Genomic DNA, 26,113 nt, shown 5'->3' with positions numbered 1-26,113 from the left:
TCTGCGCCGCCCGTACCCCGACCCTCTCCCCGCTCGCGGGGAGAGGGAGAAATCGTCCCTCAGATCACCACGACATTGGCGCCGATCTTGACGCGGCCGTAGAGGTCGATCGCGTCTATGTCGCGCATTCGGATGCAGCCGGAGGAAACGCTCTGGCCGATCTTCTCCGGCTCATTGGTGCCGTGAATGCGGTAGAGCGTGTCCTTGCCGTTCTCGAACAGATAGAGAGCGCGGGCGCCGAGCGGATTGTCCGGGCCGCCGGGCAGACCGCCGGCGTCGGCCGTCGGCTGCAGATGCGGCCAGCGCTCCAGCATGTCCTTGGGGGGAATCCAGCGCGGCCATTCCTGCATTCCGCCGACGACGGCGCGGCCGGTCCAGCCATAGGCCTCCTGGCCGGTGGCTACGCCATAGCGGATGGCCTTGCCGTTCGGCTCCACGAGATAGAGGAACTTGTTCTTCGTATCCACGACGATGGAGCCCGGCGGCTCGCTCGTTTTGAAATCGACCAGATAACGCTCATAGGCCGCGCCGACGTCCGCCGTCGGCACCAGAGCCATGAATTGTGCGTCGCGCCCGCTGAGCTGCGGATCGGGCAGCCGGGGCGCTCCGACGGCATTGCAGCCGGCGAGCGCCAGAGCGAGACCCACTGCGACGAAACCGTGCCTCGAATCCATGAACGCGCCCTTTCTCAACGCCCAAAACAGCTATTTAGGAATTTGCTTACCATAATCTTACCGAACGAAAACGTCGGCGATGAATAATTCCCGAGCTGTTGCCGCGGCGCAACGGCGGCGGAGGAGGCAAGGCGCTTCTCGAGAATTTTTCCGGCGCCCGCCCGGGGCGGCGACGTGCTAAAAGGGCGCCGGCTTTTTTTGCAGGGCAACTTCCTTTAGCGAGAGTCGAGAGCGGCTGGCCATGACGAGGACCCTGTTCGTCGCACATGAGAGCGGCCTCGCCCATAATATGGGCGCTGGTCATCCCGAGCAGCCGGACCGGCTGCGCGCCATAGAACGCGCGCTCGAGGACGAGCGTTTCCAGCATCTCATTCGTCTCGCCGCGCCCGCGGCGCCGCGCGAGGCGCTGCTGCGCATTCACCCCGAAAGCCATTTGCGGGCGATCGAGAAGGCCGCGCCGCGCGAGGGCCTCGTCGCGCTCGACCCCGACACTCTGATGTGTCCCGATTCGCTCGTGGCGGCTTTTCATGCGGCCGGCGGGGCTGTGGCGGCCGTGGACGAGGTGATGACAGGGGCGGCGGACACGGCCTTCGTCTGCGTGCGACCGCCCGGCCATCACGCCGGGCCGACGACGCCCATGGGCTTCTGCATCTTCAACAATGTCGCCATCGCCGCGCGCCATGCGATCGCCGTCCGCGCGGCGGAGCGCGTCGCCATCGTCGATTTCGACGTGCATCACGGCAATGGCACGCAGGAAGCGTTCTGGGCGGATCGGCAGGTCCTGTTCTGCTCCACCCATCAGGCGCCCTATTATCCCGGCACGGGGGCGACGAGCGAGACCGGCGAGTTCGATCAGATCGTCAACGCCCCGCTCTTCGCGGGCGCGACGGGCGATGATTTCGTCGAGGCGCTGACGACGCGCATCCTGCCGCGGCTGAAAAATTTCGCGCCCGATCTGGTGCTGATCTCGGCCGGTTTCGACGGCCATAGGGACGATCCGCTCGGCGGGCTGCGCTTCACCGAGCGCGATTATAGCGAGGCGACCAAGCGCATCATCGACGCCTCGCTGCGCAGCGCCGACGGGCGCGTCGTCTCATTGCTCGAGGGCGGTTATGATCTCGCCGCGCTCGGCCGCTCGGCGGCGGCGCATGTGCTGGCGCTGATGGGCGCCTGACAGACCAGAACCTCACAGACAAAAAAACGCGCCGCTGCGAGGCGGCGCGCCGTCAGGACAGGAGGCGAAGGCTCAGCCCTGGCGGGCTTTGAAGCGCTTCTGCACCTTATTGATCACATAGACGCGGCCCTTGCGGCGCACGAGCTGGTTGGCGCGATGGCGCGCACGCAGCGATTTCAGCGAATTGCGGACTTTCATCGGTCGATCCCCGGGCAAAATTACACATAGCCGGGATCACCGCCCAGCGCCTCGTGGGCGCAGCCTATGCCCGATTTCGGCTCCGCGATCAAGTCCTGCGCACGACTCCCTTCGCCAATTCGATCCCGCGCTGCGCCTCGGCAGATTGACAGCAGCGGAGCCTCGGGCGCATATCTACGTAATGTTATAACATCGAGTCTCGGGGGCGAGATCCATGGAAAAATCATCTGTCCGCTTCGCGCTTTCGGCCGGCGTTCTCTCGGCCGCCGTTCTTTCGGCGGCGCTCGGCCCCGAGGCGGCGCGGGCCCAGGAGGCTCTGCCCGACATAGAAATCGCCGCGTCGAGCCCGATCCAGCGGCGCGCCCCCTCGACGGAGCGGCCGGCCGCGGCCGAGACGCGCGGCGCGCTCCCCATCGTCGCGGATCAGTTCGCCACGGTGACTCTCGTCGACTCCGACGAGATTCGCCGCTCCGGCGGCGCGACGCTCGGCGATCTTCTGTTCGACAAGCCCGGCGTCACTGGCTCGAGCTTCGCGCCCGGCGCCGCCAGCCGGCCGATCGTGCGCGGCCTCGACGCGCATCGCGTCCGCATTCAGGAGAACGGCCTCGGCTCCAGCGGCGTCTCCGAGCTCGGCGAGGATCATGGCGTCCCGCTCGATCCGCTCGCCGCCGATCGCGTCGAGGTGGTGCGCGGCCCGGCCACGCTGCGCTGGGGCTCGCAGGCGATCGGCGGCGTCGTCGACGCCGCCAATAATCGCATTCCCGAGGCTCTGCCCTGCCGCGGCGACGAGCGGCTCCCCGGCCCCTGCACGCGGCTGGAGACGCGCAGCGCCGTCTCCACTGTGGATGCGGGATTGGAGCAGGCGGCTCTCGTCGATGTCGGGCAGGGCAATTTCGCTCTGCACGCCGACGCCCATGGCCGCCGCGCCAGCGATTACGCAATCCCTGCTTACCCTTATCTCTCGCCGACCGATCCGGCGCCGCTCGTCTTCGGACGTCAGCCAAATTCCTATATGCGCTCCGGCGGGTGGTCCGCCGGCGGTTCCTATATTTTCGACCGCGGCTTTTTCGGCGCCTCGGTCACGCAATTCGAGAGCACCTATCGCATTCCCGGCATGGATGCGACGGAGAGCCGCACGCGCATCCAGCTACGGCAGACGAAAGTGGCGGTGAAAGGCGAATATCGCCCGCCAGCCTCCTTCATCGAGGCCATTCGCCTCTGGGCCGGCGCGACGGATTACAAGCATAACGAAGTCGCCTTCGAGGGCGGCTTCGAGGGCATACAGCAGACCTTCACCAATCAGGAGCAGGAGGCGCGGCTCGAGGCGCAACTCGCGCCTTTCGATCTGCGCTTCGCCAAGCTCACCACCGCGCTCGGCGTGCAGGGCGCGCATCGGCGGCTGACTTCGCCGGGCGTCGAATCGGCTCTGTTCGACCCCACGGACTCGCGCAGCATCGCCTTTTATCTCTTCAACGAGCTCCAGCTCACCAATTCGCTGCGTCTGCAACTCGCCGGCCGCATCGAGAATGTCGAGACGACCGGGCAGACGCCCGATCTCTTCGTCGATCCGACGGTCGCCTATAAATACGATCGCCATTTCACGCCGAAGAGCCTAGCGATCGGCCTGCTGCAGGACCTGCCTTTCGACACGGTCGGGAGCGTGACGGCGCAGCATGTCGAGCGCGCGCCGCGCGGGCCGGAACTGTTCTCGCACGGCGTCCATGAGGCGACGGGAACTTTCGACATCGGCAATCCGCTGCTCGGCATAGAGGCCGCCGATTCGGTCGAGGTCGGCCTGCGCCGCGCCAAAGGGCCATTCCGCTTCGAGGCGACATTTTTCTACACGCATTTCGACGGCTTCATCTATCGCCGCCTCTCTGGTGAGACCTGCGCCGAGGATTTCGACAGCTGCTCGCCGGCCGGCGGCGGCGGCGCGCTCAATCAGGCGCTCTATTCGCAGCGCGACGCCACTTTCCGCGGCGGCGAGTTCCAGAGCCAATGGGACGCGCTTTCCGTCGCCGGTGGAATCCTGGGCGTCGAAAATAAATTCGACGTGGTGCGCGCGACATTCGCGGACGGAACCAATGTGCCGCGCATTCCGCCCGTGCGCCTCGGCGGCGGATTATTCTGGCGCGACTCCAATTGGCTGGCGCGCGTCAGCTATCTGCACGCCTTTCCGCAGAACAACATTGCGACGATCGCCGAGACGCCGACCAAGGGCTATAATCTGCTGAAAGCCGAGATCAGCTATAAGGTCGCTCTGCCCAAGGGCGAATTCCCGGCGCGCGAGATGACCGTCGGAATCGTCGGTGACAATCTGCTGAACGCCGACATACGCAACAGCGTGTCTTACAAGAAGGACGAGGTTCCGATGCCGGGCGCCAATGTGCGGCTGTTCGCCAATTTCGTGTTTTAGACCATAGGGCTCTGGCGGGCGCGCGCGCCGAGGCTCCGCGCTTCCGCGAGAGCGACGGGAGCATAGGGGCGACGTCCGTGGGCGTGAAGGCGAAGACGCGCGTGAAGACGATCGCGTCGAGCAGGCCGAAGATCGCCGCGAAATAGACGACAGTCCGCCAGGCGAGCATGAGCGCTGCTGTCCTCGTCGATCGAAGGGAGCCGCTGCGCCATTCTGGGACGCGCGAGCGGCGGCCGCAGAAAAAGCTCGAAGAATCGCGCCGGCCGCCGCGGGGCGCATTCTGGCATGGTTTCTTCTTCATTCGCGCAGAGGGCGCTTTTTTGCGCCGATTTGAACCGAATGGAAAGCCTGAGCCGAGGAATAGATCGCCGCGTGCGGACGAAAGCCTTAAACCGAGCAGGTGTGATTATGCGTGAAGGTGTGATTATGCGTGCAGGTGTGATTATGCGTGAAAGTGAGCGAGTCGACGAAATGAATTTTACCCCCGTCGCCATTGGCGAGAGCTTCGGCTGGCTTCATCATGCGGACGGCGACCGCGGCGTCGTGATGTGCGCCTCCATCGGCTATGAGGGGCTCTGCGCGCATCAGTCCTGGCGCGTGCTGGCGGATCGTCTGGCCGCCGCCGGCCTTCCCACTCTGCGCTTCGATTATCCGGGTGAGGGCGATTCGCTCGGCGATCCCGCCGATCCGGCGATCGTCGACGCCTGGCGCGAGCAAATCCGCGCCGCCGTGCGCTGGATGCGCGAGGCGATCGGCGTGCGCGAGGTCGCGCTCGTCGGCCTGCGTCTCGGCGCGGCGCTCGCGGCCGAGGTCGGCGGCGTCGAACGTCTGGTGCAGATCGCGCCCGTGACGAAGGGCTCGTCCTATCTGCGTGAGCTCAAAATGATGGCGCGCGTGCTGGCGGCCAGCGGGCCGACGCCGGAGGCGAGCATCGCCGCCGCCACCGCCAGCGACGATATTCACCTCGAAGGATTCACGATCACGCAGCCCATGGCCGCGGCGATCAAGCGCATCGATCTTTCGCGGCTCGAGGCCGCGCCGGCCGAGCGTGTGCTCGTGCTGCACGATCCGGCGGCCAGGCCGGCGCCGGAATTCCTCGAGCGTCTCCGATCGCTCGGCGCGCATGTCGAGACGCGGGAGCTCGCCGACTATCGCGCGCTGACTCCGGCGCCCATGCCGCCGCCGCCGCCGCTGGCCGATCTCGACGCCGTCGTCGCCTTCGCCGGCGAGGGCGCCGGCCGGGCGCTGATCTCGCAGCCGCCGCAAGGCGCGCTCGCCACGGAGCATTTCGTCGAGCGGGGCGTCGTGTTCGGCGAGCGTCGACAGCTCGCCGGCGTGCTGTGCCTGCCGCGCGGCAAACCGAAGCTGACCGTGCTGTTGCTCGACACCGGCGCCAATCATCATATCGGCTGCGGCCGCTCCACCGTCGATTTCGCTCGCGCGCTGACGCGCCTCGGCTTCGCCTCGCTGCGCATGGACACGCTCGGCATAGGCGATTCCGCCGTCGTCGAAAACGGGCCACGCTCCGCTCTCTATGACGCGGCGCGCGCGGAAGACGTCTCGGCCGCGCTGGACTTCCTCGAGATGCGGGGCCTCGAGAATGTGACGCTCTATGGCGTGTGCAGCGGCGCGGCGCTGGCGCTCTACGCCGCCCTCGCAGATACGCGCGTGACGGCTCTGGCGCTCGCCAATCTCCAGGTCTTCGGCAGGGTCGAGGGCGAAGATCGCGAGAAGCTGCTCGAAATGGGCTTTGCGGCGACGCATACTTATGTCGCCAAGGCGATGAGCGCCAAAGCCTGGGCGCGCGTCGTCAATGGCGAGGTCGCTTTCGCCAAGCTCCTCGACATCGCATCGGCGCTGCTGCGTCGCAAGGGTTCGGCCTTCGCCGTCGCGCTCGCGCAACGCCTCGGCCTCGCGCATGGCAAGACGCACGAGGCGCGGGCGAACTTCGCGCGATTATCGGCGCGCGGCGTGCGTATCCTCATGCTGCATGGCGACCATGACGTCGGCAGAGAAGAGATGAACGTCTGCTTCGGGCCGGACGCGCGCTTCTTGCGAAATCTTCCCAATGTCGCGGTCGACGTCCTCGACGGCGCCGATCACGCCCTCTCTTCGGCGCTCTCGCGAGAGGCGCTGCTGGAGAAGATGAGTTTTTTTCTCCTGGCGGCCGACCGCGATGCGGATCCCGGCCGCGACGATCGCAGAGCGATGGCGGGCGCTCTGACCATGGCGACATTCGGCGCCTTCACTCTGACGACGAATCTGGAATGACACGAGCCTCTCGACTTCCCCTCGAATCCATCGCCGACGCCGCTCGTTTCGAGGCGGTCGTCTGCATTCCGACCTTCCGCCGTCCCGAAATGCTCCGGACGACGCTGGAGTCGATCGAAGCGCAGGCGACGAATGTCGCCTTCGCCGTCGTCGTCGTGGACAATGACGCGGCCGCGCCGGTCGGCCTCGATGTGGCGCAATCCTTCTTTCGCGAGGGGCGCCTCTCCGGCGTCGCCGCGGTGGAGCCGCGCCAAGGCAATGTCCATGCGATCAACGCGGCCTTTCGCCTCGCGCGGGAGCGCTATCCCGCGGCCGAATATTTCCTGATGATCGACGACGACGAGCGCGCCGAGCCGCAATGGCTGGAGGAGATGGTCGCCAGCGCCCGCCAGGGCGCCGACATCGTCGGCGGCCCGGTGACGCCCATCTTCCCGGAGGAGGCCAAGGCCGCCTTCCGCGATCATCCGGTGTTCTGGCCCGCCTTCGGCGCGACCGGCCCGGTGCCGATCATCTATGGCACCGGCAATTGCCTGCTGCGGCGCGAGGTGTTCGACGGCCTCGCAGAGCCCGCGCTCGATCCGAGATTCAATTTTCTCGGCGGCGGCGACACGGAATTCTTCACCCGCTGCCGCCGCGCCGGCTTCACTTTCTTCTGGCGCCAGGAGGCGCAGATCTATGAGCAGGTGACGCCGGGCCGGCTCGCGCTCGGCTGGGTGCTGCGCCGCAGCCTCGCCACGGGCGCGATCAATTACAGCATCGATCGCCTCGCCGCGCGCAGCCTGCGTCAGCGCCTATTGCTCATCGCCAAGAATCTCGCTCTCGGCCCGGTCTCGCTGCAACGCGCGCTGCGCATGTTGCGGGACTCCAAGCATCCGCTCGCCGCCACCCATCCGATCGGCATAGCGATCGGCCGGCTGCTGGCCTCGGTGGGGGCGACGCCGCAACCCTATCGCTATTCCTCATGACGGATATGAGCGCCTCCTCCATGGGGGGACTGGACGAGATCGACGGCCGCGGAATCCTGTTCTGCGTGATTCTGCTCGTCGGCTGGATCACTTTCTCGCCTTTCGCCGATCTCGCTTCACCGGAGACGCTGGAACTGGCGGAAGGCCGCGATTTTCAGATCTACGCCGCTTTCGGCCTGATGGCGGCGGGGTCCTTCTTCTACATCTGGCGGACCGATCGGCAGGCGCTCGCCGCGCTCGCCACGCCCGCCAATATCGCGCTGGCCGGCTGGATCGGCGTGACGCTCGTCACCTCGCACGAAATCTCCAACTCGCTGAAGCGCGTCGCGATGCTCGGCTGCGTCGGGACCTGCTGCCTCTCGCTGTTTCTGCTGCCGCGCGGCCGCGACGATCTCGCCAAGCTGCTCAGCATCGTCGCGCTCATCATCGTCGGCCTCTCCTATTTCGGCCTCGTCTTCCTGCCGAATTACACGATCCATCAGGCGACCGACATAGGCGAGCCGCAGCTCGCCGGTGATTGGCGCGGCATCTTCGCTCATAAGAATGTCGCCAGCGCCGTCTTCTCCATGCTGACCTTCATCGGCATTTTCGTGCTGCGCGCCGGCCGCACGGTCGAGGGATCGACGATTTTCATCCTCTCGCTCGTCTTCGTGCTGTGCTCGGGCGGCAAGAGCTCCACCGCCATTTGTCTCACGACGATCACCCTCTCCCTGCTCGCCGAGCGCACGCGCAATGTCGTCCTGTGGTCGATCATCGTCTTCTCGCCGCTGGCGCTGCTGAATTTCTTCGGCATAGGCGCCATTCTCTCCCCGCAGCTCGGCGCCATCGCCGCGGCGCTGCCACTCGACGCCACCTTCACCGGCCGCACCGACATTTGGACCTTCGCCATTCCGAAAGCCGCCGAGACGCCGATCTTCGGACATGGGCTCGGCGCGTTCTGGGCGACGGCGGCGCTGCGTTTCGGCGGCGACGACACGACGATCTGGGCCGGCAACGCCGCCCATGCGCATAACGGCTATCTCGACACTGTGCTGGCCATGGGCCTGCCGGGACTGGCCTTCACCTTCGCGGCGCTGATCGTGCAGCCCGCGCGCGACCTTCGGCGCGTCTGCGCGCGCGGCGACGAGCCGGCGATGTCTCTGCTGTTCCTGCAGATCTGGATGTTCGGCCTCTATCTCAACTCGCTCGAGAGCTTTTTGTTCGAGCGCGCCAATCCGAGCTGGATCGCCATGCTCTTCGCCTTTTTCGGCATTCGCTTTCTCGCCGAGTTCCGGATTCGCGCCTGAGCCGCTGCGGCTCGACGCTCAGCGGATGCGCTCCGCGTCTATGCGCGAGGCCGAGCGCGTCTCCGGCATACGCGCGTAGACGATCAGCGAGCAGAAGATCGCAGCGCTGACATAATAATAGAACCAGCTCTCGCGCCCCTCGCTCTTGAACCAGAGCGCGACATATTCGGCCGTGCCGCCGAAGAGGGAGACGGCGATCGCGTAGGGCACGGCCACGCCGGTCACGCGCACCGAGGCGGGGAACAGCTCCGCCTTCACCAGCGCATTGATCGACGTATAGGCGCCGACGATGAGCCAGCCCGCCAGCACCAGCGCGAAGGCCGTCCAAGGATCGCGCGCGGTCTGGATCGCCGTCATCAGCGGCGCGGTGAAGAGCGTCCCGAGCACGCCGAAAGCGATGAGCAGCGGGCGCCGTCCGATGCGATCGGATAGAGCGCCATAGGCCGGCTGCAGCGCCATGGCGAAGACGAGCGCGCCGGCGCTGATCCATGTCGTCTGCGCATCGCTCAGCCCGGCGGAGAGCTTCAGGAACTTCTGAATGTAGGTGGTGTAGACATAGAAGGCGAGCGTGCCGCCCATGGTCAGCCCGACCACGGTCGCCGCCTCGCGCGGATAGGATAAGAGCGCGCGCAAGGAACTGCGCTGCCGCGGCGCGGCCTCGGAAGCGAAAGCCTCCGTCTCCTCGAGATCGCGCCGCATGATCAGCGCGAACAGCGCCAGTCCCGCGCCGATGGCTAAAGGAACGCGCCAGCCATAGGCGCGCAACTCCTCCGGCGTGAAGACGAGATTTTGCAACACGAGCAGCACGATGAGCGCCGTCAGCTGTCCGCCGATGAGCGTGACATATTGAAAGCTGGAATAGAATCCGCGCCGGCGCGAGGCCGCCATCTCGCAGAGATAGGCGGCGGAGGAGCCATATTCGCCGCCGAGGCTGAGCCCTTGCAGCAGCCGCGCGAAGAGGAGCAGCGCCGGCGCCGCCTCGCCTATGCTCGCATAGTCGGGCGTGGCGGCGACGATGAGCGAGCCGAGGCACATCAAAAGAACGGACAGCGTCAGCGCGCGCCGGCGCCCGAACCGATCGCCGATCTCGCCGAACAGCGCGCCGCCGATCGGCCGCATGAAGAAGCCGAGCGCGAAGACGCCGGCGCCGGACAGCATTTGCGCGACCGGATCGTCGCCCGGAAAGAAAGAATTGGCGAAATAGAGCGAGAAGGCCGAATAGACGTAGAAATCATACCATTCGACGAGATTGCCGAGCGAGCCGATGACGATCGCCTTCAGCCGGCGCGCGGCCTCGGCGAGGCTCTCCTCCTCGAGCGTTTCCTCGCGCGCGTCAGCCAATCCGTCCTCGCCTCTCGCGCCATGTCGCGAGAGGCGAGGCGCGAGAGACTTATGGGCCGGCCCCGTCTTCGACGCAAATCAGCGCGTCGAACCCGCGCGAAGCGCCGCAAAGGCGATCCCGCGTTTCCGCCGCTTTTCCGCTCCGCCGCGCGCCGTTTCGCGAGCGAGGACGGCTCGTCCCAAAAATGGCGGAAAAACGCCTTGCTCGCGCCCTCCCTGGATTCGACCTGGAAACGATCGAGACATATTCGCGGGATAGGTCTCGATCCGACGCGACGGACACGCCGCCGCGCGACCCCGCAGGTGCGCTCGACGTGACCAAGACAGACGCAATTCTCCTGGTCGAGGACGATTCCGAAATCGGCGATTTGATTTCTCGCTATTTGCAGACCCATCAGATCGACGTCGCCCTCGTCGCCGATGGCGCGGCGATGGACGCCGCGCTCGCGCGGCGCGAGTTCGATCTCGTGATCCTCGATCTCAATCTGCCGGGCGAGAACGGCCTCTCCATCTGCCGCAGGCTGCGCGCCGACCGCAATCTGCCGATCGTCATCGTCACCGCGCAGGGCGAGGATGTCGATCGCATTCTCGGGCTGGAGATGGGCGCCGACGATTATCTGGTGAAGCCCTTCAATCCGCGCGAATTGCTCGCCCGCATCCGCTCCGTGCTGCGCCGCGCGCGCGCCGCCTTCGCCGGCCGCGACGAGACGAGCTCGCGCTATTATCTCTTCGAAGGCTGGCGCGTGGACATAATGGCGCATCAGGTGACGACTCCCGCCGGCACCAAAGTGGCGCTGACAAGCGCCGAATTCGATCTTCTCTATGCGCTGTGCGAGCGGCCCAATCGCGTGCTGACGCGCGATCAGCTGATCGATCTGACGCATGGACCGACCGCCGGCCCCTTCCAGCGCAGCATAGACGTGCTCATCAGCCGGCTGCGCCAGAAGATGGAGAGCGATCCCAAAAATCCGCGCTATATTCAGACCATTCGCTCGGAGGGCTATTTGTTCACGCCGCAGGTGGTGCGCGCGTGAGACGATTCTGGCGCACGCTGCGGCCCGATCATCTCGCCGGACAGATCGCCATTCTGGTGCTCGCCTCCATCGTGCTGTTCCACCTCTGCGTGACGATCGCGGTGCAATTCGTCCACGTCGAGCGACATGCGCGCCAGGAGCGATCGCATGTCGCTTCTGTCGAGACCGCTTCCGCTCTCGCCTGGGCCCTCGATCTCGCATCCGTCGCCGACCGCGAGCGGCTCATCGCCGCGTTCGACGATCTCGCCCATGGACTGCGGCCGAGCCTCGCCGCCGAGCATCCGCCCGCGGCTCGGGCCGCCGGCGCCGAGCCTTCGCCGACCGCGTTGCGCGGGCGCCTGTGGCCCGGCGCGGAGGTCTTCGGTATCGCGCCCGACGGCCGTCGTCTCGCCGTAGCGCTGCACAAAGGCGGCTATCTGACGCTCACGCCGGTTTCGCGCGAAGGGCGACGCGAGGGTTTCGGCGACGGCGGCCCGCGCGCGCCGCCGCCGGAGGAACTGCCGCCGCCGCCGCTGGGTGGTCCGGGGCGGCCTCTCGCGCCGCCGATGATAGGCGTCTGGCTCGCCTCCGCGTTCTTCTTCCTCATCTGCGCCGCCATATTGACGTTCTGGACCTCGAGCGCGGTCGTCGCGCCGCTGGTCGAACTCGCCCACAGGGCGGAGAAATTTCCGAGCGACTCGGGCGAGAGCGAGCCGCTGATGGAAAAAGGCCCGCAGGAGGTGCGCGATCTCACGCGCTCGCTCAACCGAATGCAGGCGCGCATCTATTCGATGATCGCGGCGCGCTCGCGCGTCCTGGCGGCGATCAGCCATGATCTGCGCACGATCATCACGCGAATGCGGCTGCGCGCCGAATTCATCGACGACGAGGCCTTGCGCGCCAAAATGCTGCATGACGTCGATCTCATGGATTCGATGCTCTACAAGAACCTCCTCTTCCTGCGCGAGGAGCGCTACCGCCACACGCATGAGATCGTCGATCTCGACAGCGTGCTGCAGACGGTCGCCGATCAATTCGCCGATCTCGGCCATGACGTCGCCTATGAGGGCGACGGGCGGCGCATGGTGATCGGCTCGCTCACCGATCTGCAGCGCGTCTTCGCCAATCTCATCGAGAACGCCGTCGCCCATGGGCGCCACGTCGTCATATCGGTGGCGCGCGGCGCGGCTGAGGGCGTCCAGATCGACGTCTCCGACGATGGTCCGGGCATTCCCGACGCGGAGAAGGACGAGGTCGTCGAGCCCTTCGTGCGCGGCCGGCCGGGGCGCAATCTCAATGAGCACGCCGGCTTCGGCCTAGGCCTCTCCATCGTGCGCGCGCTGGTCGAGGAGGCCGGCGGCTCCCTCCGCCTGCTGGACCGCGAGCCGCATGGGCTGGTCGCCAGGGTGACGCTGCGGCCGGCCGAAAAAGCCGAGGCCGGGGCGGCCTGATCGGCGCCCGCGCCTGCGCTGTCTGGTCGCGGCCCCTCGGCGCGCCCCGCGATTCTCGGCGGCGCGGATTCGTGGTCTCATGGTTCTTCTGCGAGTCGGGCGCGCCGCCCGGCGCGCCGAAACCGAGGAGGAGCCCCGCATGAAACTCTCGCGTCGCCTCTTTGCGCCGCTGGCCCTGGCCGCGGGCTTTTGCGCGCCGGCCGCCGCCGGCGACGCCGCCCATGGCAAGCGCATCGCCGAGCGCTGGTGCTCCGCCTGCCATGTGGTGACGAGCGCCCAGAAGACGGCCAACGCCGACGCCCCCTCCTTCGCCGACGTCGCTCAGCGCCGCACGGACGCCAAAGCTCTGGCCAATTTCCTCGTCGATCCGCATCCCAAAATGCCGAACATGCATCTGTCGCGGCGGGAGATCGACGATATCGTCTCCTATATCCGCAGCCTCGACCCGCGCCCGCGCGAGCCGGAGCAGGGCATTGACCGCTATGAACGGCCGAAGAACGGGTGAAGCGACAGAGGGCGCCTTCCATGATAGGCTCATGCCCCATGATCCTCGGCCGGAGCCGCTCATGAAGGTCGAACTGACCCCCGACGCCGCCCAATGGGTGGAAGCCGCGCTGGCGGCCGGCCGCTTCGCGAGCGCGGAAGAGGCGATCCGCTACGCCGTCGATCGCATCAAGCTATCCGAGCTGCGCGCCGAATTGGCCGCGGCCGAGGCGGAAGGCGGAGCGTTCGGCGGCGACGAGGTGAAGCGCTTCGCGCGCGATCGTCTCGCCGCCGAGGAGCGGACGTCAGACCACTGACGTGACCCGGCTCGTCTATCGTGCTGCGGCTCGCCGCGCCCTGGCGGAAATCGCCGCCCATATCGCCCGCGAGAGCGGCAGTCGCTCCGTGGCGGAAAACTTCGTCGATAGGCTCGTCGCTTATTGTGAGAAGCTCGCATCCCTGCCGGGCCTACTCGGCCGGCCGAGGCCGGAGCTCGGCCGAGACTATCGCAGCATTCCCTTCGGAAATTATGTGATACTGCTGCGTTATGCGGATCAGGACGGCCCGCGCAGCCACCTATATGTCGTCCATATTATTCACGGCGCTCGCGACATCGAAGCTCTCCCTGAGCCATTCGACTGAGATCCCGAGGCTTGAAAAATTTCGCCCCGCTGGACCCCCGCCGCGCGAGGCACTAATCAGTCCCGATTGCTCCACGGGACATGAAACCATGGCCTATGCGGTCAAGGAAGCCTTCAAGACGCTGCAGGGGGAGGGCCGCCATTCCGGGCGGGCCGCCGTCTTCTGCCGTTTCGCCGGCTGCAATCTGTGGAGCGGCCGCGAGGCCGACCGGGACGCCGCCGACTGCCGCTTCTGCGACACGGATTTCGTCGGCGTCGACGGCGAAAGCGGCGGCAAATTCGCCGAGGCTCCCGCTCTCGCCGCGCATTTGGCGCGTCTCTGGGGCGAAAACCGCGAGCGGCGTTTCGTCGTCTTGACCGGCGGGGAGCCCCTGTTGCAAATCGACGCCGCGCTGCTCGATGCGCTCCATGCCGAGGGTTTCGAGATCGCGGTCGAGACCAATGGGACGATTCCCGTCCCGCCTGCGGTAGACTGGATCTGCGTCAGCCCCAAGGCGGGCGCGCCGCTGGTCCAGACCAGGGGCGACGAGCTCAAGCTCGTCTATCCGCAAAAAGGCGCGGAGCCGGAGCTGTTCGAGGGGCTCGCCTTCGACCATTTCCTGCTCCAGCCCATGGACGGGCCGGACATATTGCGCAATACGAAAGCGGCGATCGACTATTGCCTCGCGCATCCGCGCTGGCGGTTCTCGCATCAGACGCATAAGGCCATCGGGGTGAGATGACGGTTCTGTTCGAAGTCTATCGGGAGTTCTGCTTCGAGGCGGCGCACGCCCTCTACGACCCGGATCACCCGACCGGCGGGAAATACCGCAATCTGCACGGGCATTCCTTCCGCGTGCGGGTGACTTTGCGCGGCCCACGCCAGGACGGCGACGAATGGGTCATGGATCTCGGCAAGCTCGGCGCGCGGCTGCAGCAGCTGCGCGAGCGGCTGGACCATTCCTTCCTCAACGAGCTGGAAGGCCTCGGCAAGCCGACGCTCGAAAATCTCTGCGTCTATATATGGAAGGACCTCGAGCCCTCGCTGCCGGCGATCCACGAGGTCGGCATTTTCCGCGACACCTGCAACGAAGGCTGCGTGCTGAAAAAGCCATGAAAAAAGCCTGCCCGAGTCGCCTCGGGCAGGAAGTCGGGAGCCCCCGCTCGGGAGCGCGACCGAGCGAAGAAGGAAAAGGGCTCGGCTCAGCCGCTCGCCAGGAATTTCTCGAGATAGACCTGTTCCTTGGGAACGCCGGCCGTCGCTGCGGCGTCGAAGGCGGCCTCGATCATGCCGGGCGGACCGCAAAGGTAGATGTCCGGCGCGCCGCGCAGCTTCTCGAGCTCGGCGCGCATGAGATCGATGACCGTTCCCTTGGCGACGCCATTCGCCTCCGTCGCATTGACGACCGCCACCTGCACATCGAGGCTCGGCATGGCCTTCTGCAGCGCCCTCAGCTCCTCGACATAGAAGAGCTCCTCATAATTGGTGACGCCGAAGAACAAGGTCGCCGGTTGCGGATCGGCTTCCTTTTTCAATTGCCGGATCATCGACAGAACGGGCGAGAGGCCGGTGCCGCCGGCGACGAAGAAGCGCGGCCGCTCGCTCTTGTGCAGAAAGAAGGAGCCGGCCGGCCCGCGCAGCGCGACGCGCTGGCCGACGCTCGCCTGCGTGCGCAGATAATTGGAGAAAGCGCCGTCCGGCAGCAGGCGGATGAAGAATTCGAGCCGACCATCCTCCGCGACCGAGGCCATGGAATAGGAGCGGCGCGTATGCGTGCCGGGAATTTCGATATCGACGAATTGCCCGGGAGCGAAGTTCAACGAGATGGGCGCTGCGCCATCCGCGGTGAGGGGCTGCAGCACGAGCCGCACGACATTGGACGACACGCGATCGCATTCGACGATCTCGGCGAGCCAATTGGTCTGGATCGCCTCGAAGGAGATGCGATCATAGGTGTAGGGCACGATGAGATGAAGGTCGCTGCGCGGAAAGGTGCGGCACAGCAGAACCTTTCCGTCCTCCTCCTCGTCCGGCGGAAGAGCCTGAACCTTGACGTCGATGAGCTCGTATTCGCCATCCGTGCAATCGGCCTTGCAGGTCGCGCAGCCGCCGGCGCGGCAGGAGGCGAGCAGGATGACGCTCTGACGAAGCCCCGCGGAAATGACGTCCTCGCTCGGTCCGCATTCGAACGAACAGGTTTCTCCGTCCTCAGTTTCGATGACGATCTGGTACATACGTCTTTCGCCCTGTCTCTACTCTGGCTGCGCCAGCTCGTTCTTCGTCGAATCGTTCTGCTCATTGACGGGGATCGGCGTGCCGAGCGATTGCAGGAGCCGCTTGATCTCCGCGCTATTGTCGCCGGGCCGCTGCGCGGCCTCGTCCTGCCGCTTGAAATGGCTCAGCACATGAGCGACCGCCTCGCGCGACGAATCGAAGGACAGCGAGCAGCCTTCCTGGACGAATTCGCCGTCACGCAGGATTTCCCAACGCCACATATAGTCGAGGTCGACCGTAAAGGCCTCGTAGCGCGCATCCGAATGAATCAGAATGCGCGACTCTTCGGTCGCAGGTTCCGCAGAATGCGCCATCGCATCCTCTCCTTTCGAGGAAATGACCTTCGGGCGGCGCACACGCCGCCCGAACGCATGGATCATTGCCGAAAGCGAAGCGATCAGGCCTGCAGATGCAGGACCTTGACGCCGCGCTCCTTGCGCAGACCCTCGAGAGGCGTGGCGTAATAATCGGTGTTGCGCAGCTCCATCAGAATGGTGCCCAGCGCCGCATCGGTGCGCAGGAACACATTCACCGGCAGGACCGGCGGCTTGTAGAGCTGACGGAACTCGATATGGATGCGCTCCGCCGCATATTTGCTCTCGGCGGCCTTCATCTTGGCGATCCAGGCGGCTTCCACCGCGGCGGCGTCCTCGCCGGTCGTCGCCTTGGTGACGAGATCCGCGACGGAGAGCTTCTCGGTCTTGAGCACCGAGAGACGCTCTTCGATCTTGCGCTCGATATATTGATAATCGACGTCGAGGTCGTAGCTCTTGCGGAAGGGCGAGGAATAGGCGACGCGGAAGTCCTGAATGAACTTCGTCGCCTGGTCCACACTGTTCAGCTTGGCGATCTTTCCTTCCCACTCGGTGCGAGTGGAGTTCTCGTGGATCGGTTCTCTCTTCGCCATTGTGGCAATCCTTATCGTCGACCGATCAAATATCGGTCAGGGCGCGATCGAGGCCCATGAGTTCCGAGGTGATGGTGAATTTCGTGCCGAGCGTGTAGGCGCGGCCGACGGTCGACGACACATTCACGAGAAGGTCGTAGACCGAGAACGGCTTGCCGAGCAGATCGGCGGCTTCGGCGGCGTCGATCTCGATCGCGCCATCGGCCTTGATCCACCAGAAGCCCGCCTTGTCCTCGACGACGATCGACGGATTCTTCGCCTTGCCGCCCTTGAGCACCATGTCCTCGATGATCGCGTCGATCTCGTCGCTCTTCATCAGGACCAGAACCACGGCGTTGGATTCGTGGACGACCTGATTCTCCTCGGCGAAGAACTCGTCCGCGAAAGCCTTGCCGGTCTTCTGCATGATTCCGGCGTTGTAAGCGTTATGCGCGCTAGACATAGGAGCGTTTCCTTTTCAGTTCTTGTAGCCGGCGAGAACGGCGTCGACCTTCTGGTCCACGTCGATCTTGAAGCCGATCTTGTCGGCGTAATCGACCTTCCAATCGCCGAAGACGCGCTGCAGCGCCTCGGAGACGCCAGCGCGATCGGTCGCGCCCGCGACCTTCTCGACCTTGGCGTAGATGCCGACGAAATCCTTCAGCGCCGTCACCGAACGCGCGAGATAATGCTCGGTCCAGGCGTTGAGGAAGGTGCGGTTGTGCGCGCCGAATTCCGGATCATTGGCGAGGCAATAGACGAAGAGATCGTCGATCGCGCCGCGCGTGGTCTGGAAATAGGTCTGCGATTGCGCCGTGAAGAAGGGCGTCAGCGTGTCGCCATAGACCGTGGCGAGGCGCTGGAAGAACTCGCGACGGGCGAACTGGCCGAAGGTCGCGTCATAGACGGCGTGACCCGCCCAGAGGATCTCGTTCCAATCCTGAATGCCCTGCCAGATTTCTTCCACCGCGCCGCGGGCGCCGGCGTAGATCGGATCGGTGGTCCAGATCTTCTTCGGCACGTCGGTCGAAGCGTCGAAGCCCGGCACGAGCTTGGCGATGAACAGACGCTCCATCTGGATCATCTGCGCATTGTCGACCTTGTCGAGACCAGCGAAGGTCGCCGACTGACGGATCGTGTCCGACAGGCAGTCGCGGCCGACCGACGAATGGGCGTTGAACAGGCCATATTCGTTGTAGAGCAGCGCGCCGTAATATTTGTTGAGGATCTCGTCGCGCCAATAGGCGTCGATGGTGCGGATCGAGCCCTCGGAAGAATAGGCGGCGAGGAAGCGCTGCGTGTAGCGCGCCTCTTCCGACTTGTCCTTCACATAAGGCGCGTGCCAGCGACGGGCCGGATCGCGATGGCGATACCAGTCGGTCGTGCGCAGCTCGGTGCTCTCATTGCCCCAGGACGGACGGCCGCCGTGGAACTTCTGAGTCCAATCGCCCCAATCGAGGCCGCCGGCGATCCAGTCGGGATTGGGCTGGGCATAGCAGGACAGCTGCTCATATTCCGACAGGCGCTTCCAGCGCGGCTGGATGAAATAATGATATTTGCGCTGCGTGTCGAGCGCGTGATCCGGAACCGCGGCGGCGATGATCGCGGCGCGTTCCGGATCGGTGAGACCTCGCTTCGTAACCTGAGAGCTCTGAGGCTGTGACATTTCAGACGTCCTCCACTAGGGATTTTTCGTGCTTCGTGCTTGTCGACGGACGCACGTCGCCCGCCGAGGACCCGGCGCGCGCGAAACGCGCCGGGAACCCGTTGCAATTCGACGCGAAGCGCCGAATGAAGATCAGAATTTGGCGAGCGGATCGGGGAAGACGCAGCCCGCGCGCTTGATGTCCTCGAGCGTCCAGAGATTATCGCCGCGCACGTGAGGCTGGGCGATCAGCGTCTTGCCGTCGGAGCGAACGCCATGGCCCTCGGCGATCACTTCGGACAGTTCGCGTCCCTCATACTGCTCGAAGAGATTGTGGCACTCGTAGCGCTCCGGCTCCGACAGCCACATACGCTCACCCCAATCATCCGTGAGCGAATGCTTCTTGCCGTTGAACTCGTGCACGCGCAGCGAGCCGGAGCCCTTGGCGAGAGACGGGATGAACGGCACTTGCGAGACGCGGTCGATATAGACGTCGTGACCGTTCTGCAGCAGCCAGGCGTAGGGGATGAACCCGCTCTTGGGATCCTCATAGCCGAGCTTCTTCCACTCATTGTAGATCTTGCCGTAGTGATCGGCCCAACCCGGGTAGTTCGCCTCGAACCACTCCTGATCCTCCTCGTCCGGCAGAGCCAGACGCGCGAAGCCGAGCGGCCACAGCGCGTAAGCGGCGAGGGCGAGATCGTGATGGGCCCAATAGGCGTCCGTCTTGGCGTCGCGCAGCGAGCGGGGGCTCTCCACGCCATACTTTCCGAGGCGACCGATCCAGATTCCACCCCAATCCTCGTAGACCCAGCGGTTCCAGGTCTTCACCCAGGGCTCGACCTTGAACTTGGAGCCATACTCGAAGAGATAGCCGAGGGCAGGCGTGAAATACTTCTGCTGCGTCCAGAAGGCGTTGTTCAGATCGGTGTTGAGGAACTTCGCCGCCGCCGGATCATTGGCGATGGACACCACCGTCTGATAGCCGTTCGCCATATGCCGCAGCTCGTCGGTCTCCACCGACAGGAACACCGTCGGCGTGATCTCGTCGCCATTGGCCGAAGCCCATTCGGTGACGGCGACGATCAGCGGATTGGTGAAGCAGGCTTCGCCGACCAGCTGCAGATTGACCGAGCATTCCACGGCGTCGCCGGAGATGAAGCCGTCGGCGAAGACGCGCTTCATGCCCTTCCACAGCGGGCCGATCGCGCGGGTGCGACGGGCGTCATTGTGGCCGGCCGGATCGTGATAATGCTTGGAGTAATAGTGGTTGATGAAAGCGCATTGATGCGTGTGACGAATTTCGTCGAGCACCTGAGCGAGATAGCCGTTCTTCTGCTCGGCCGCGGTGGCGCTGTCCCACAGCATGGCCGAAGCGGCGATGGCGTTATACTCGCCGACCTCGAGGAAGTTCGAGATCACTTTCATGGTCTCGCCCCAGCGGGGATGCACCTTGTTGCCGGCGCCGAGACGGGTCAGACCATCGAGCAGAGTGCCGAACTGGCGCTCGTCCTTGGCCGCCTCCATGCGGGCGTATTCCTTGGCGATGACCTTGAACTGCTCCTTGGTCTGGTTCGCCATGTGATATTTGGTGGCGTATTTGGTGCGATTTTCCTTGAAGTCCCAGTTGAAGCTCTGCAGCCACTTGTGGACCTCCTGCGGCTCGACGCCGACCGGAGCGCGGTTGACCTTCAGAGCATCGGTCGCCGCTTTTGTCGCGAGACTGATTGCCATGCTTCTTCCTCCTCACAGACTTTTTGTTTCTCGGATCGACGACTTCGTCTGCAGTCGCAGATCCGAACGTGAGCGCCGCTTTCCAAACTTTCGAAATGGAAACTTCGATGTCGTCTGCAATTCATCTATTGCGGAAGCGACGACGCTTATTGTTATGGCAAGCCCCGTGCCACTGATGGTGATTTTGCGGAATCATAGAGTTTGCAAGGGATTCGCAACGATCGTGAAAGAGATACGACGTGAGCGCGGGAATATTCGAAGGCGGCGCTCGATACAGTTGTCAAATAAGCATACGCACGAATTTCATCGACTGTTTCGATCGCCGCGATCCATGCATGATCGCGGCGATCGAGGGCCTGATCAGGCGCGTGGATCTTCGCGCGTTTCGGCGGCGCGGCGCGCATCGAATCCGAATGTCGGATCGCTCGGCGGAATATGCGTCACCGCGCATTCCACCGTCATCAGCGAGGAGGCCGTGGCGACCGCATTGCGCAATGCGAGACGCGTGACGCGCACGGGATCGATGACGCCGGCGGCGAAGAGATCGCCGCAAGCGCCGCTGCGCATATCCATTCCCCAGAAATCGTCATTCGATCGCCGCAGCTCGAACAAGAATTCATCGGCGTCGACGCCGGCGTTGGCGGCGATGCGGCGTATCGGCTCGTCGAGCGCGGCGCGCACGATGGCGACGCCATGGTCCTGATCGAGATTGTCGCCGCGCAGCTCTGCGAGAGCGGCGCGCGCGCGATAGAGTCCGACGCCGCCGCCGGCGATGACGCCGTCATTCTGCGCTGAGCGGGCGGAGTTGAGCGCATTCTCGATTCTCTGCATACGCTCCTTGATGACGATGTCCGACAAGCCGCCGGCGCGGATCGTCGCCATTCTGCCGGACAGGGCTTTTATGCGCGTCTGCAGATTTTGGAGCTCGTGGCGCTTGCCGCTCGGCGAGCCTTTGGAGCCGTCGCCTTCGACGATCCAATCGGCCTGACGTTTCGCCGAAGCGAGGCGATCGGCGATGACGGCGGCGTCGCCTTCGCCGCCGATGACCAGCGTATCGTCCTCGCGCACGACGACGCGTCGCGCGCGGCCGAGATGCTCGATCGTGACATTGGAAATATCTTCGCCGAACGCTTCCATGATCGCGCGGCCGCCGGTGAGCGCGGCGAGATCGAGAAGATATTCGTAGCGACTGTCGCCATAGCCCGGCCCCTTCACGGCGATGGAGCAGAGATTCTTGCGAATGTGATTGAGCAAGAGTCCGGGAAGCGCTTCCTCCGCTATGTTTTCCGCGACGACGAGCAGGCTGCCGCCGCGGCGCCGCACGAGCTCGAGCGCCGGCACCAGCTCGGAAAATTCATTGATGACGCGATCGTAGATGAGAATATGGGGATTCTCGAGCTCGGCGATTTTGCGCGCGCTGTCGGTCATGAAATAGGGCGAGCGATAGCCCTGTTCCCAATGCATTCCTTCGACGGATTCGATCTCGTCGGTCACGCCATTGCCGAGCTCGACATCGACGACGCCGCCTTCGCCGGCGATCTCCAGCGCTTCCGCGACGATCTCGCCTATGCCGTCATCGCCGCCGGCCGCGAGAGTCGCGACATGAGCGAGCGAGCGCCGATCGTCGCAACGACGCGAACGGCGCAAAAGGTCGGCCTCGACCGCGCGCGCGGCGCGCTCCATGCCGAGCGAGACGTCGCGCGGATTCATGCCGGCGGCGAGCGCTTTTCGCGTTTCCGCGGCGACGCGGCGCGTCAGCACGACAGAGGTCGTCGAGCCGTCGCCCGCTTCTTTGGCGACCGTCGTCGCCATTTGGCGCACCAGCGTTATGCCGACGCTCTCCATGCGTCCGGCGGCTTCGACCGCCTGCGCCACTGTGGCGCCGTCCTTCGTCGCGACCGGCGGCAAGCCGGAGGCGCGATGCTCGATGACGACATTGCGCCCGCAAGGCCCGAGCGTCACGCCGACCGCGTCGGCGAGAACATCGACTCCATCGAGCAGCTTTTTGCGAACGGCGTCGCCGAAGCGAATATTCCTGGCCACGACACTAATCCTCCACTGATGCGCGGCGCCGCCGCGGCGTCGCGCGCGTTTCCTTTGTTTTTTCGTTTCGCTTATTTTTTCTTGGGCTTGTCGAAAGCCGTAATGTCGATGTCCTCGCGTCCGGCGTTGAGCGTCATCGCGCTGCGGCCCGCCGCCACACGGCGCGCGCGGTTGCGCTCGACACGTATCCAGACGGAGATCAATCGGCGATCGTCGAAATCGAGCGTGCGACGTATTTCCTCTATGTCGACAGGCTCGAATTCCCGGCGCAGATAGGCCGCGAGTTCTCGCACGCGCTCCTCGCCGATGATTTCTTTCAGACGCTCTTCCTCTTCCTCGAGCTCGCGCAGAGAGGCGTCGAGCGCGCGGGCGGCTTCTTCGATAAAATCGCGGTCTTCCGGTCCCATCGCGTCACCTCTTGGAGACGATGCGCCGATCGCTTCGCAAGCCGTAGCGCGCCATTTTATGGTAGAGCGTCGCTCTGGTGATGCCGAGGCTGCGCGCCGCTTTGGCGATATTGCCTTTGCTCGAGGCGAGCGCATGTCGAACGGCGCGCGCCTCCCAATCGGAGAGGTCGAATCCGGCTTCGAGCTCGACTGTTTCGTCGACATTGGCGTCTTGTGACTCGGCGTCGGTCACGCGCTGATCGAAGTCGAGCTCCTGTAGAAAATCGATCGGAAGATCGTCGATCTCGATGACCGGGCCCTTGGCGACGGCGATGCTGGAGCGCAGCACATTGCGCGCCTCGCGAATATTGCCGGGCCAGGGATGCTTGAAGAATATGCGCCAGACTTCATCGGAAAAGCGCAGATCTTCCGCCGATCCCAGCGCGTCTCGCTCGAGGCGGAACAATTGCGCCAGCAGCCCGAGGCGATCGGGCCGCTCGCGCAGCGGCGGCAGCCATAGCTGCACGCCGTTGAGGCGATAGTAGAGATCGCGGCGAAACGCGCCTTTTTGCACCATCTCCTGCAGGCTGCGATTGGTGGCGGCGACGACGCGCACATCGACGCGGATCGGCTTGCTGGAGCCGATCGGCACGACTTCGCTGGAGTCGAGCACGCGCAGCAGCGTCGCTTGCAGATCGGCGGCCATGTCGCCGATTTCGTCGAGGAACAATATGCCCTTGTCGGCCTCGACGAATTTGCCGGATTTGCCCTTTGCGCGCGCGCCGGTGAAGCTGCCGCCCTCATAGCCGAACAATTCGCTCTCGATCAGCTCGCGCGGAATGGCGGCGCAATTGATGGCGACGAGCGGACGCTCCTTGCGCGGTCCGCCGGCGTGCAGGCGGCGCACCAGATAATCCTTGCCGACTCCGGACTCGCCGGTGATGAGGATCGGAATATTGCGCTCCTGCAAGCCGGCCGCCTTGCGCAGCGCCGTCTCCAGCACGCTGTCGCTCCAATCGCGCTCGGCGTCGGGCCCGCAGGGCGCGGCGTCGGCGCGGTCGGGCGCGCGGCGAGCCGATGAGGCGGCGCCGTCGCGCCTCGGACAGCGATGCGCTTCCGCATAGAGCGGACGGCCGTTGCGATCGGGGAGCGATAGGATGCGGCCGCCTTCATGCGCGGCGATCAGCGCCGGCAGATCGACGCCGAGCGCGGTCGCCGCGCGCGCGCCGACGAGCGCGGAATAGCCGCCGCCGAGCGCCTCGACGGCGGCGCGGTCGACGCCGCGAACATATCCGTCGGCGCCGACGAACACGCGGCCTTCGTCGGCGAAACGCGCATCCGCTTCGCCGATCGCGCGCAGGCGCAGCAGATAGCCGTCGGCGGCGAGGCGGTCGAACAGGCTCGCCTCCAGCATATGCCGCGCGATCTTCAGAAATCCGAGGGCGAGCTTGGCGGCGTCGCGCCGATCGGAGATCATGCCGAGGATCGCGCAGAGCCCGCCGTCGGGCGCGACGATGGGACAGCCGGCGGTCGCGAAGCGATGCAGCGCGCCGTTGAAATGCTCCTTGCCGTCGAAGGCGACGGGCTCGCGCAACAGGCTCGCCGTGCCGACGCCATTATTGCCGAGGCTGGCCTCGCTCCAATCGGCGCCGATGCGGCCGATCTGCGCGCCGCCGGCCGTTATGCGCGAGCCGGAGTCGAGCAGATGCACGACGGCGCCCGCCGGATCGGCGAGCAGCAGCGCGACATTGGTCTCGTCGAGCAGCGTGCGCAGATCATAGACCAGCGCCGAAAGATGCCCGGCGACGCCGCCGAGCGAATTGCGGCGCCAGCCGTCGAGCTCCGAGGCGCCGCTCTCGAGGCGGCGCTGGCGCGGCGCGAATTCCGCGCCGGGGGGCAGAGCATGGTCGTCGACGCAGCGCGCCCAGGCTTCCGCGACCTGCGGGCGCACCCAATCGGCGCCGGCGGGCGCCTGGCCGGTCTGCTTCATCCAGTCCCAGGCGACGCCCGGCCGATCGACGCCGTAGAAGCCGGTCTCCTCGGCGCCGCGCAGAGCGGCGACGGAGGCGGCCGCGCGATCGAGCAAGGGGGATCTCATTGCCATATCGCTCAAAAGCGATCCTCCCGAATTGTGACGTGTTGCGCCGGGCGTCCGCGCCGGGGCGCTCATGCGATGGCCGGCGCCCGCCGTCGCTTCGACGGCGGGCGCGCTTTCGACGTCGTAGCGGTCGGCGCTCAGCTGCGCGCGGCCGAGGGGGCTTTCTGGCCGGGCAGGGGCAGCTTCTGCAGCGCTTCGGCGAGCTGTTCGGCCGCATAGCCGAAGACGGCGCCCACGATCAGCGACAAGGCCGCCAGCAGCGCCGGATTATTCGGCGCGAGCGCGAGCAGGTCGTCGGCGTGCGTCGTCGCGAGCAGCGTCGCATAGGCGGCGAGGGAGACGGGCCATTCGGCGAGCGCCGGCAGCTTGGAGGCGAGCACGAGCAGGACGAGCGTCACCGCCACGGCGATGGCCGTCCAGGCGGCGACGCCGATCGTCTCGCCATAGGGCAGGCGCGTGGCGGCGACGAGCGCCACAGCGGCGAGCAGGACGCCGAACAGATGATGGGGGATCGACTTCTTGAGCCCCTCGAGCTTGCCGCCGAATTGCATATAGCCGGCCCAGCCGATGAGCGCGGCGAAGAGCTGCGCGCCATAGGATGCGGCGGGACCGAGCGCCAGAAATGCGGCGAGACCGCCGAGAGCGCCGACGCTCACGGCCCTAAAGGATGTGATGCTCATGACAATAGCCTCCAGCTGCGCGCGCGATCGAGGATCGGCGCAGATCGCATGAATCCCTCGACGGCGCAGTGGTCCGTCGATCTTCGAAAAGGAGAGTGGGGGAGTTCAGGCGAGGCGCGCTGGGGGCGCGCGTGGGAACAGCGGCCGCAGCTCGGGCGCGGCGACGACGGCGTCGACGACATAGAGCGGCGTCGGCGCGCCGGAGAACATTTCGAGCGGAAGGATCGCGATGAGGACGCGTTCTTCCTCGCCGTCTATCGCCGAGCTGCAATGGAGAATGCAGCAGGGGCCGACATGATGGCTCTCGATCGGGGAAGAGTCGTTTTGCGAAGCGCGGGCGGAGTCGGCCTTGAAAGTCGCGCAGACGACGCCGGAGAATTGCGCGCTGTCGGCGGTGGCTCCGGCGGCGAAGCCGACGCCGACCGTCTGCAGCAGGAACAGCAGCGCCGCGACCAAGCTCAGGGCCGTTCGCAT

Annotated in this window: 26 protein-coding genes; 12 read left to right on the top strand and 14 right to left on the bottom strand. The window is 65.4% G+C overall.

Translation table 11 applies throughout. The features are described 5' to 3' along the window. Window positions 1-59: 59 nt before the first annotated feature. Window positions 60-674 carry a L,D-transpeptidase gene (locus FMZ75_RS05070; protein ID WP_142864095.1) on the bottom strand — a complete coding sequence of 205 codons (615 nt, stop codon included), beginning with the start codon at window positions 672-674 and terminating at the stop codon, window positions 60-62. 241 nt (window positions 675-915) lie between these two features. Here FMZ75_RS05070 and FMZ75_RS05065 point away from each other — a divergent pair, with 241 nt between their 5' ends. After that, a complete protein-coding gene (locus FMZ75_RS05065; RefSeq protein WP_166141553.1) occupies window positions 916-1,848 on the top strand; it encodes a histone deacetylase family protein in 933 nt (310 codons plus the stop codon). 72 nt (window positions 1,849-1,920) lie between these two features. Here FMZ75_RS05065 and ykgO read toward each other — a convergent pair whose 3' ends face one another. After that, the gene (ykgO, locus tag FMZ75_RS05060) at window positions 1,921-2,046 is read right to left on the bottom strand and encodes a type B 50S ribosomal protein L36 (protein WP_018264215.1); all 126 of its coding nucleotides are present in this window, start codon (window positions 2,044-2,046) and stop codon (window positions 1,921-1,923) included. Window positions 2,047-2,260: 214 nt separating this feature from the next. Between ykgO and FMZ75_RS05055 the strand changes: the two genes are divergently transcribed. From FMZ75_RS05055 to FMZ75_RS05040, 4 genes are all read left to right on the top strand, one after another. Then, window positions 2,261-4,462: a TonB-dependent receptor gene (locus tag FMZ75_RS05055; protein ID WP_166141552.1), complete on the top strand. Its 2,202-nt coding sequence runs from the start codon at window positions 2,261-2,263 to the stop codon at window positions 4,460-4,462. A gap of 471 nt (window positions 4,463-4,933) precedes the next feature. Further along, window positions 4,934-6,733, top strand: a complete 1,800-nt coding sequence (locus FMZ75_RS05050) for a hypothetical protein (protein WP_166141551.1) — start codon at window positions 4,934-4,936, stop codon at window positions 6,731-6,733. Continuing rightward, a complete protein-coding gene (locus FMZ75_RS05045; RefSeq protein WP_142864480.1) occupies window positions 6,730-7,698 on the top strand; it encodes a glycosyltransferase family 2 protein in 969 nt (322 codons plus the stop codon). The genes FMZ75_RS05050 and FMZ75_RS05045 overlap by 4 nt, the downstream gene beginning before the upstream one ends. Continuing rightward, a complete protein-coding gene (locus FMZ75_RS05040) occupies window positions 7,695-8,984 on the top strand; it encodes an O-antigen ligase (protein ID WP_166141550.1) in 1,290 nt (429 codons plus the stop codon). Before FMZ75_RS05045 ends, FMZ75_RS05040 begins: the two co-directional genes overlap by 4 nt. A gap of 18 nt (window positions 8,985-9,002) precedes the next feature. On the opposite strand, the gene FMZ75_RS05035 is transcribed toward FMZ75_RS05040, so the two are convergent. Continuing rightward, window positions 9,003-10,325, bottom strand: coding sequence for an MFS transporter (locus FMZ75_RS05035; RefSeq protein WP_207783290.1), 1,323 nt, complete (start codon window positions 10,323-10,325; stop codon window positions 9,003-9,005). Between the two features lie 314 nt (window positions 10,326-10,639). On the opposite strand from FMZ75_RS05035, the gene FMZ75_RS05030 reads away from it, so the two are divergent. The 7 genes from FMZ75_RS05030 (at window position 10,640) to FMZ75_RS05000 (ending at window position 15,009) form a co-directional block, all read left to right on the top strand. Further along, the gene (locus tag FMZ75_RS05030) at window positions 10,640-11,359 is read left to right on the top strand and encodes a response regulator (RefSeq protein ID WP_108916238.1); all 720 of its coding nucleotides are present in this window, start codon (window positions 10,640-10,642) and stop codon (window positions 11,357-11,359) included. Beyond that, window positions 11,356-12,789 (top strand): HAMP domain-containing sensor histidine kinase, encoded by a 1,434-nt coding sequence (locus FMZ75_RS05025; RefSeq protein WP_166141549.1) that lies wholly within the window; start codon window positions 11,356-11,358, stop codon window positions 12,787-12,789. Before FMZ75_RS05030 ends, FMZ75_RS05025 begins: the two co-directional genes overlap by 4 nt. Before the next feature lie 139 nt (window positions 12,790-12,928). Further along, window positions 12,929-13,294, top strand: a complete 366-nt coding sequence (locus FMZ75_RS05020; RefSeq protein ID WP_142864477.1) for a cytochrome c — start codon at window positions 12,929-12,931, stop codon at window positions 13,292-13,294. Between the two features lie 61 nt (window positions 13,295-13,355). After that, window positions 13,356-13,589, top strand: coding sequence for a hypothetical protein (locus FMZ75_RS05015; protein WP_142864476.1), 234 nt, complete (start codon window positions 13,356-13,358; stop codon window positions 13,587-13,589). Between the two features lies 1 nt (window position 13,590). Continuing rightward, window positions 13,591-13,914 (top strand): type II toxin-antitoxin system RelE/ParE family toxin, encoded by a 324-nt coding sequence (locus tag FMZ75_RS05010; protein WP_166141548.1) that lies wholly within the window; start codon window positions 13,591-13,593, stop codon window positions 13,912-13,914. An 88-nt stretch (window positions 13,915-14,002) separates the two neighbouring features. Further along, complete coding sequence (gene queE, locus FMZ75_RS05005) at window positions 14,003-14,635, top strand: 7-carboxy-7-deazaguanine synthase (RefSeq protein ID WP_166141547.1); 633 nt, start codon at window positions 14,003-14,005, stop codon at window positions 14,633-14,635. Continuing rightward, window positions 14,632-15,009, top strand: coding sequence for a 6-carboxytetrahydropterin synthase (locus tag FMZ75_RS05000; RefSeq protein WP_142864473.1), 378 nt, complete (start codon window positions 14,632-14,634; stop codon window positions 15,007-15,009). Before queE ends, FMZ75_RS05000 begins: the two co-directional genes overlap by 4 nt. A gap of 86 nt (window positions 15,010-15,095) precedes the next feature. On the opposite strand, the gene mmoC is transcribed toward FMZ75_RS05000, so the two are convergent. From mmoC to FMZ75_RS04945, 11 genes are all read right to left on the bottom strand, one after another. Next, window positions 15,096-16,127 (bottom strand): aromatic/alkene monooxygenase hydroxylase FAD-binding subunit MmoC, encoded by a 1,032-nt coding sequence (gene mmoC, locus FMZ75_RS04995; RefSeq protein WP_166141546.1) that lies wholly within the window; start codon window positions 16,125-16,127, stop codon window positions 15,096-15,098. An 18-nt stretch (window positions 16,128-16,145) separates the two neighbouring features. After that, window positions 16,146-16,481: a soluble methane monooxygenase-binding protein MmoD gene (mmoD, locus tag FMZ75_RS04990; protein WP_166141545.1), complete on the bottom strand. Its 336-nt coding sequence runs from the start codon at window positions 16,479-16,481 to the stop codon at window positions 16,146-16,148. A gap of 83 nt (window positions 16,482-16,564) precedes the next feature. Beyond that, window positions 16,565-17,074 (bottom strand): aromatic/alkene monooxygenase hydroxylase subunit gamma, encoded by a 510-nt coding sequence (gene mmoZ, locus FMZ75_RS04985; RefSeq protein WP_108916245.1) that lies wholly within the window; start codon window positions 17,072-17,074, stop codon window positions 16,565-16,567. A gap of 25 nt (window positions 17,075-17,099) precedes the next feature. Next, window positions 17,100-17,516 (bottom strand): methane monooxygenase regulator MmoB, encoded by a 417-nt coding sequence (mmoB, locus tag FMZ75_RS04980; protein ID WP_161912852.1) that lies wholly within the window; start codon window positions 17,514-17,516, stop codon window positions 17,100-17,102. 15 nt (window positions 17,517-17,531) lie between these two features. After that, entirely contained in the window at window positions 17,532-18,719 is a 1,188-nt protein-coding gene (gene mmoY / locus FMZ75_RS04975) for an aromatic/alkene monooxygenase hydroxylase subunit beta (protein WP_166141544.1), read from the bottom strand. 132 nt (window positions 18,720-18,851) lie between these two features. Then, on the bottom strand, window positions 18,852-20,432 hold the full coding sequence (gene mmoX / locus FMZ75_RS04970) for an aromatic/alkene monooxygenase hydroxylase subunit alpha (RefSeq protein WP_161912854.1): 1,581 nt from the start codon (window positions 20,430-20,432) through the stop codon (window positions 18,852-18,854). A gap of 360 nt (window positions 20,433-20,792) precedes the next feature. Next, a complete protein-coding gene (locus FMZ75_RS04965; protein ID WP_166141543.1) occupies window positions 20,793-22,475 on the bottom strand; it encodes a molecular chaperone GroEL in 1,683 nt (560 codons plus the stop codon). Window positions 22,476-22,546: 71 nt separating this feature from the next. Continuing rightward, window positions 22,547-22,882, bottom strand: coding sequence for a hypothetical protein (locus tag FMZ75_RS04960; protein WP_166141542.1), 336 nt, complete (start codon window positions 22,880-22,882; stop codon window positions 22,547-22,549). Between the two features lie 4 nt (window positions 22,883-22,886). Further along, window positions 22,887-24,959 (bottom strand): sigma-54-dependent Fis family transcriptional regulator, encoded by a 2,073-nt coding sequence (locus FMZ75_RS04955; protein WP_246728770.1) that lies wholly within the window; start codon window positions 24,957-24,959, stop codon window positions 22,887-22,889. Window positions 24,960-25,096: 137 nt separating this feature from the next. Further along, window positions 25,097-25,639, bottom strand: coding sequence for a DUF1097 domain-containing protein (locus FMZ75_RS04950; protein WP_166141541.1), 543 nt, complete (start codon window positions 25,637-25,639; stop codon window positions 25,097-25,099). A gap of 105 nt (window positions 25,640-25,744) precedes the next feature. Then, window positions 25,745-26,113 (bottom strand): hypothetical protein, encoded by a 369-nt coding sequence (locus FMZ75_RS04945; RefSeq protein WP_142864486.1) that lies wholly within the window; start codon window positions 26,111-26,113, stop codon window positions 25,745-25,747.

The organism is Methylosinus sp. RM1 (genome assembly GCF_011378635.1).
Classification (GTDB): domain Bacteria; phylum Pseudomonadota; class Alphaproteobacteria; order Rhizobiales; family Beijerinckiaceae; genus Methylosinus; species Methylosinus sporium.
Note: the sequence above shows the minus strand (reverse complement) of the source record. Positions and strands in the feature narration are given on the sequence as shown.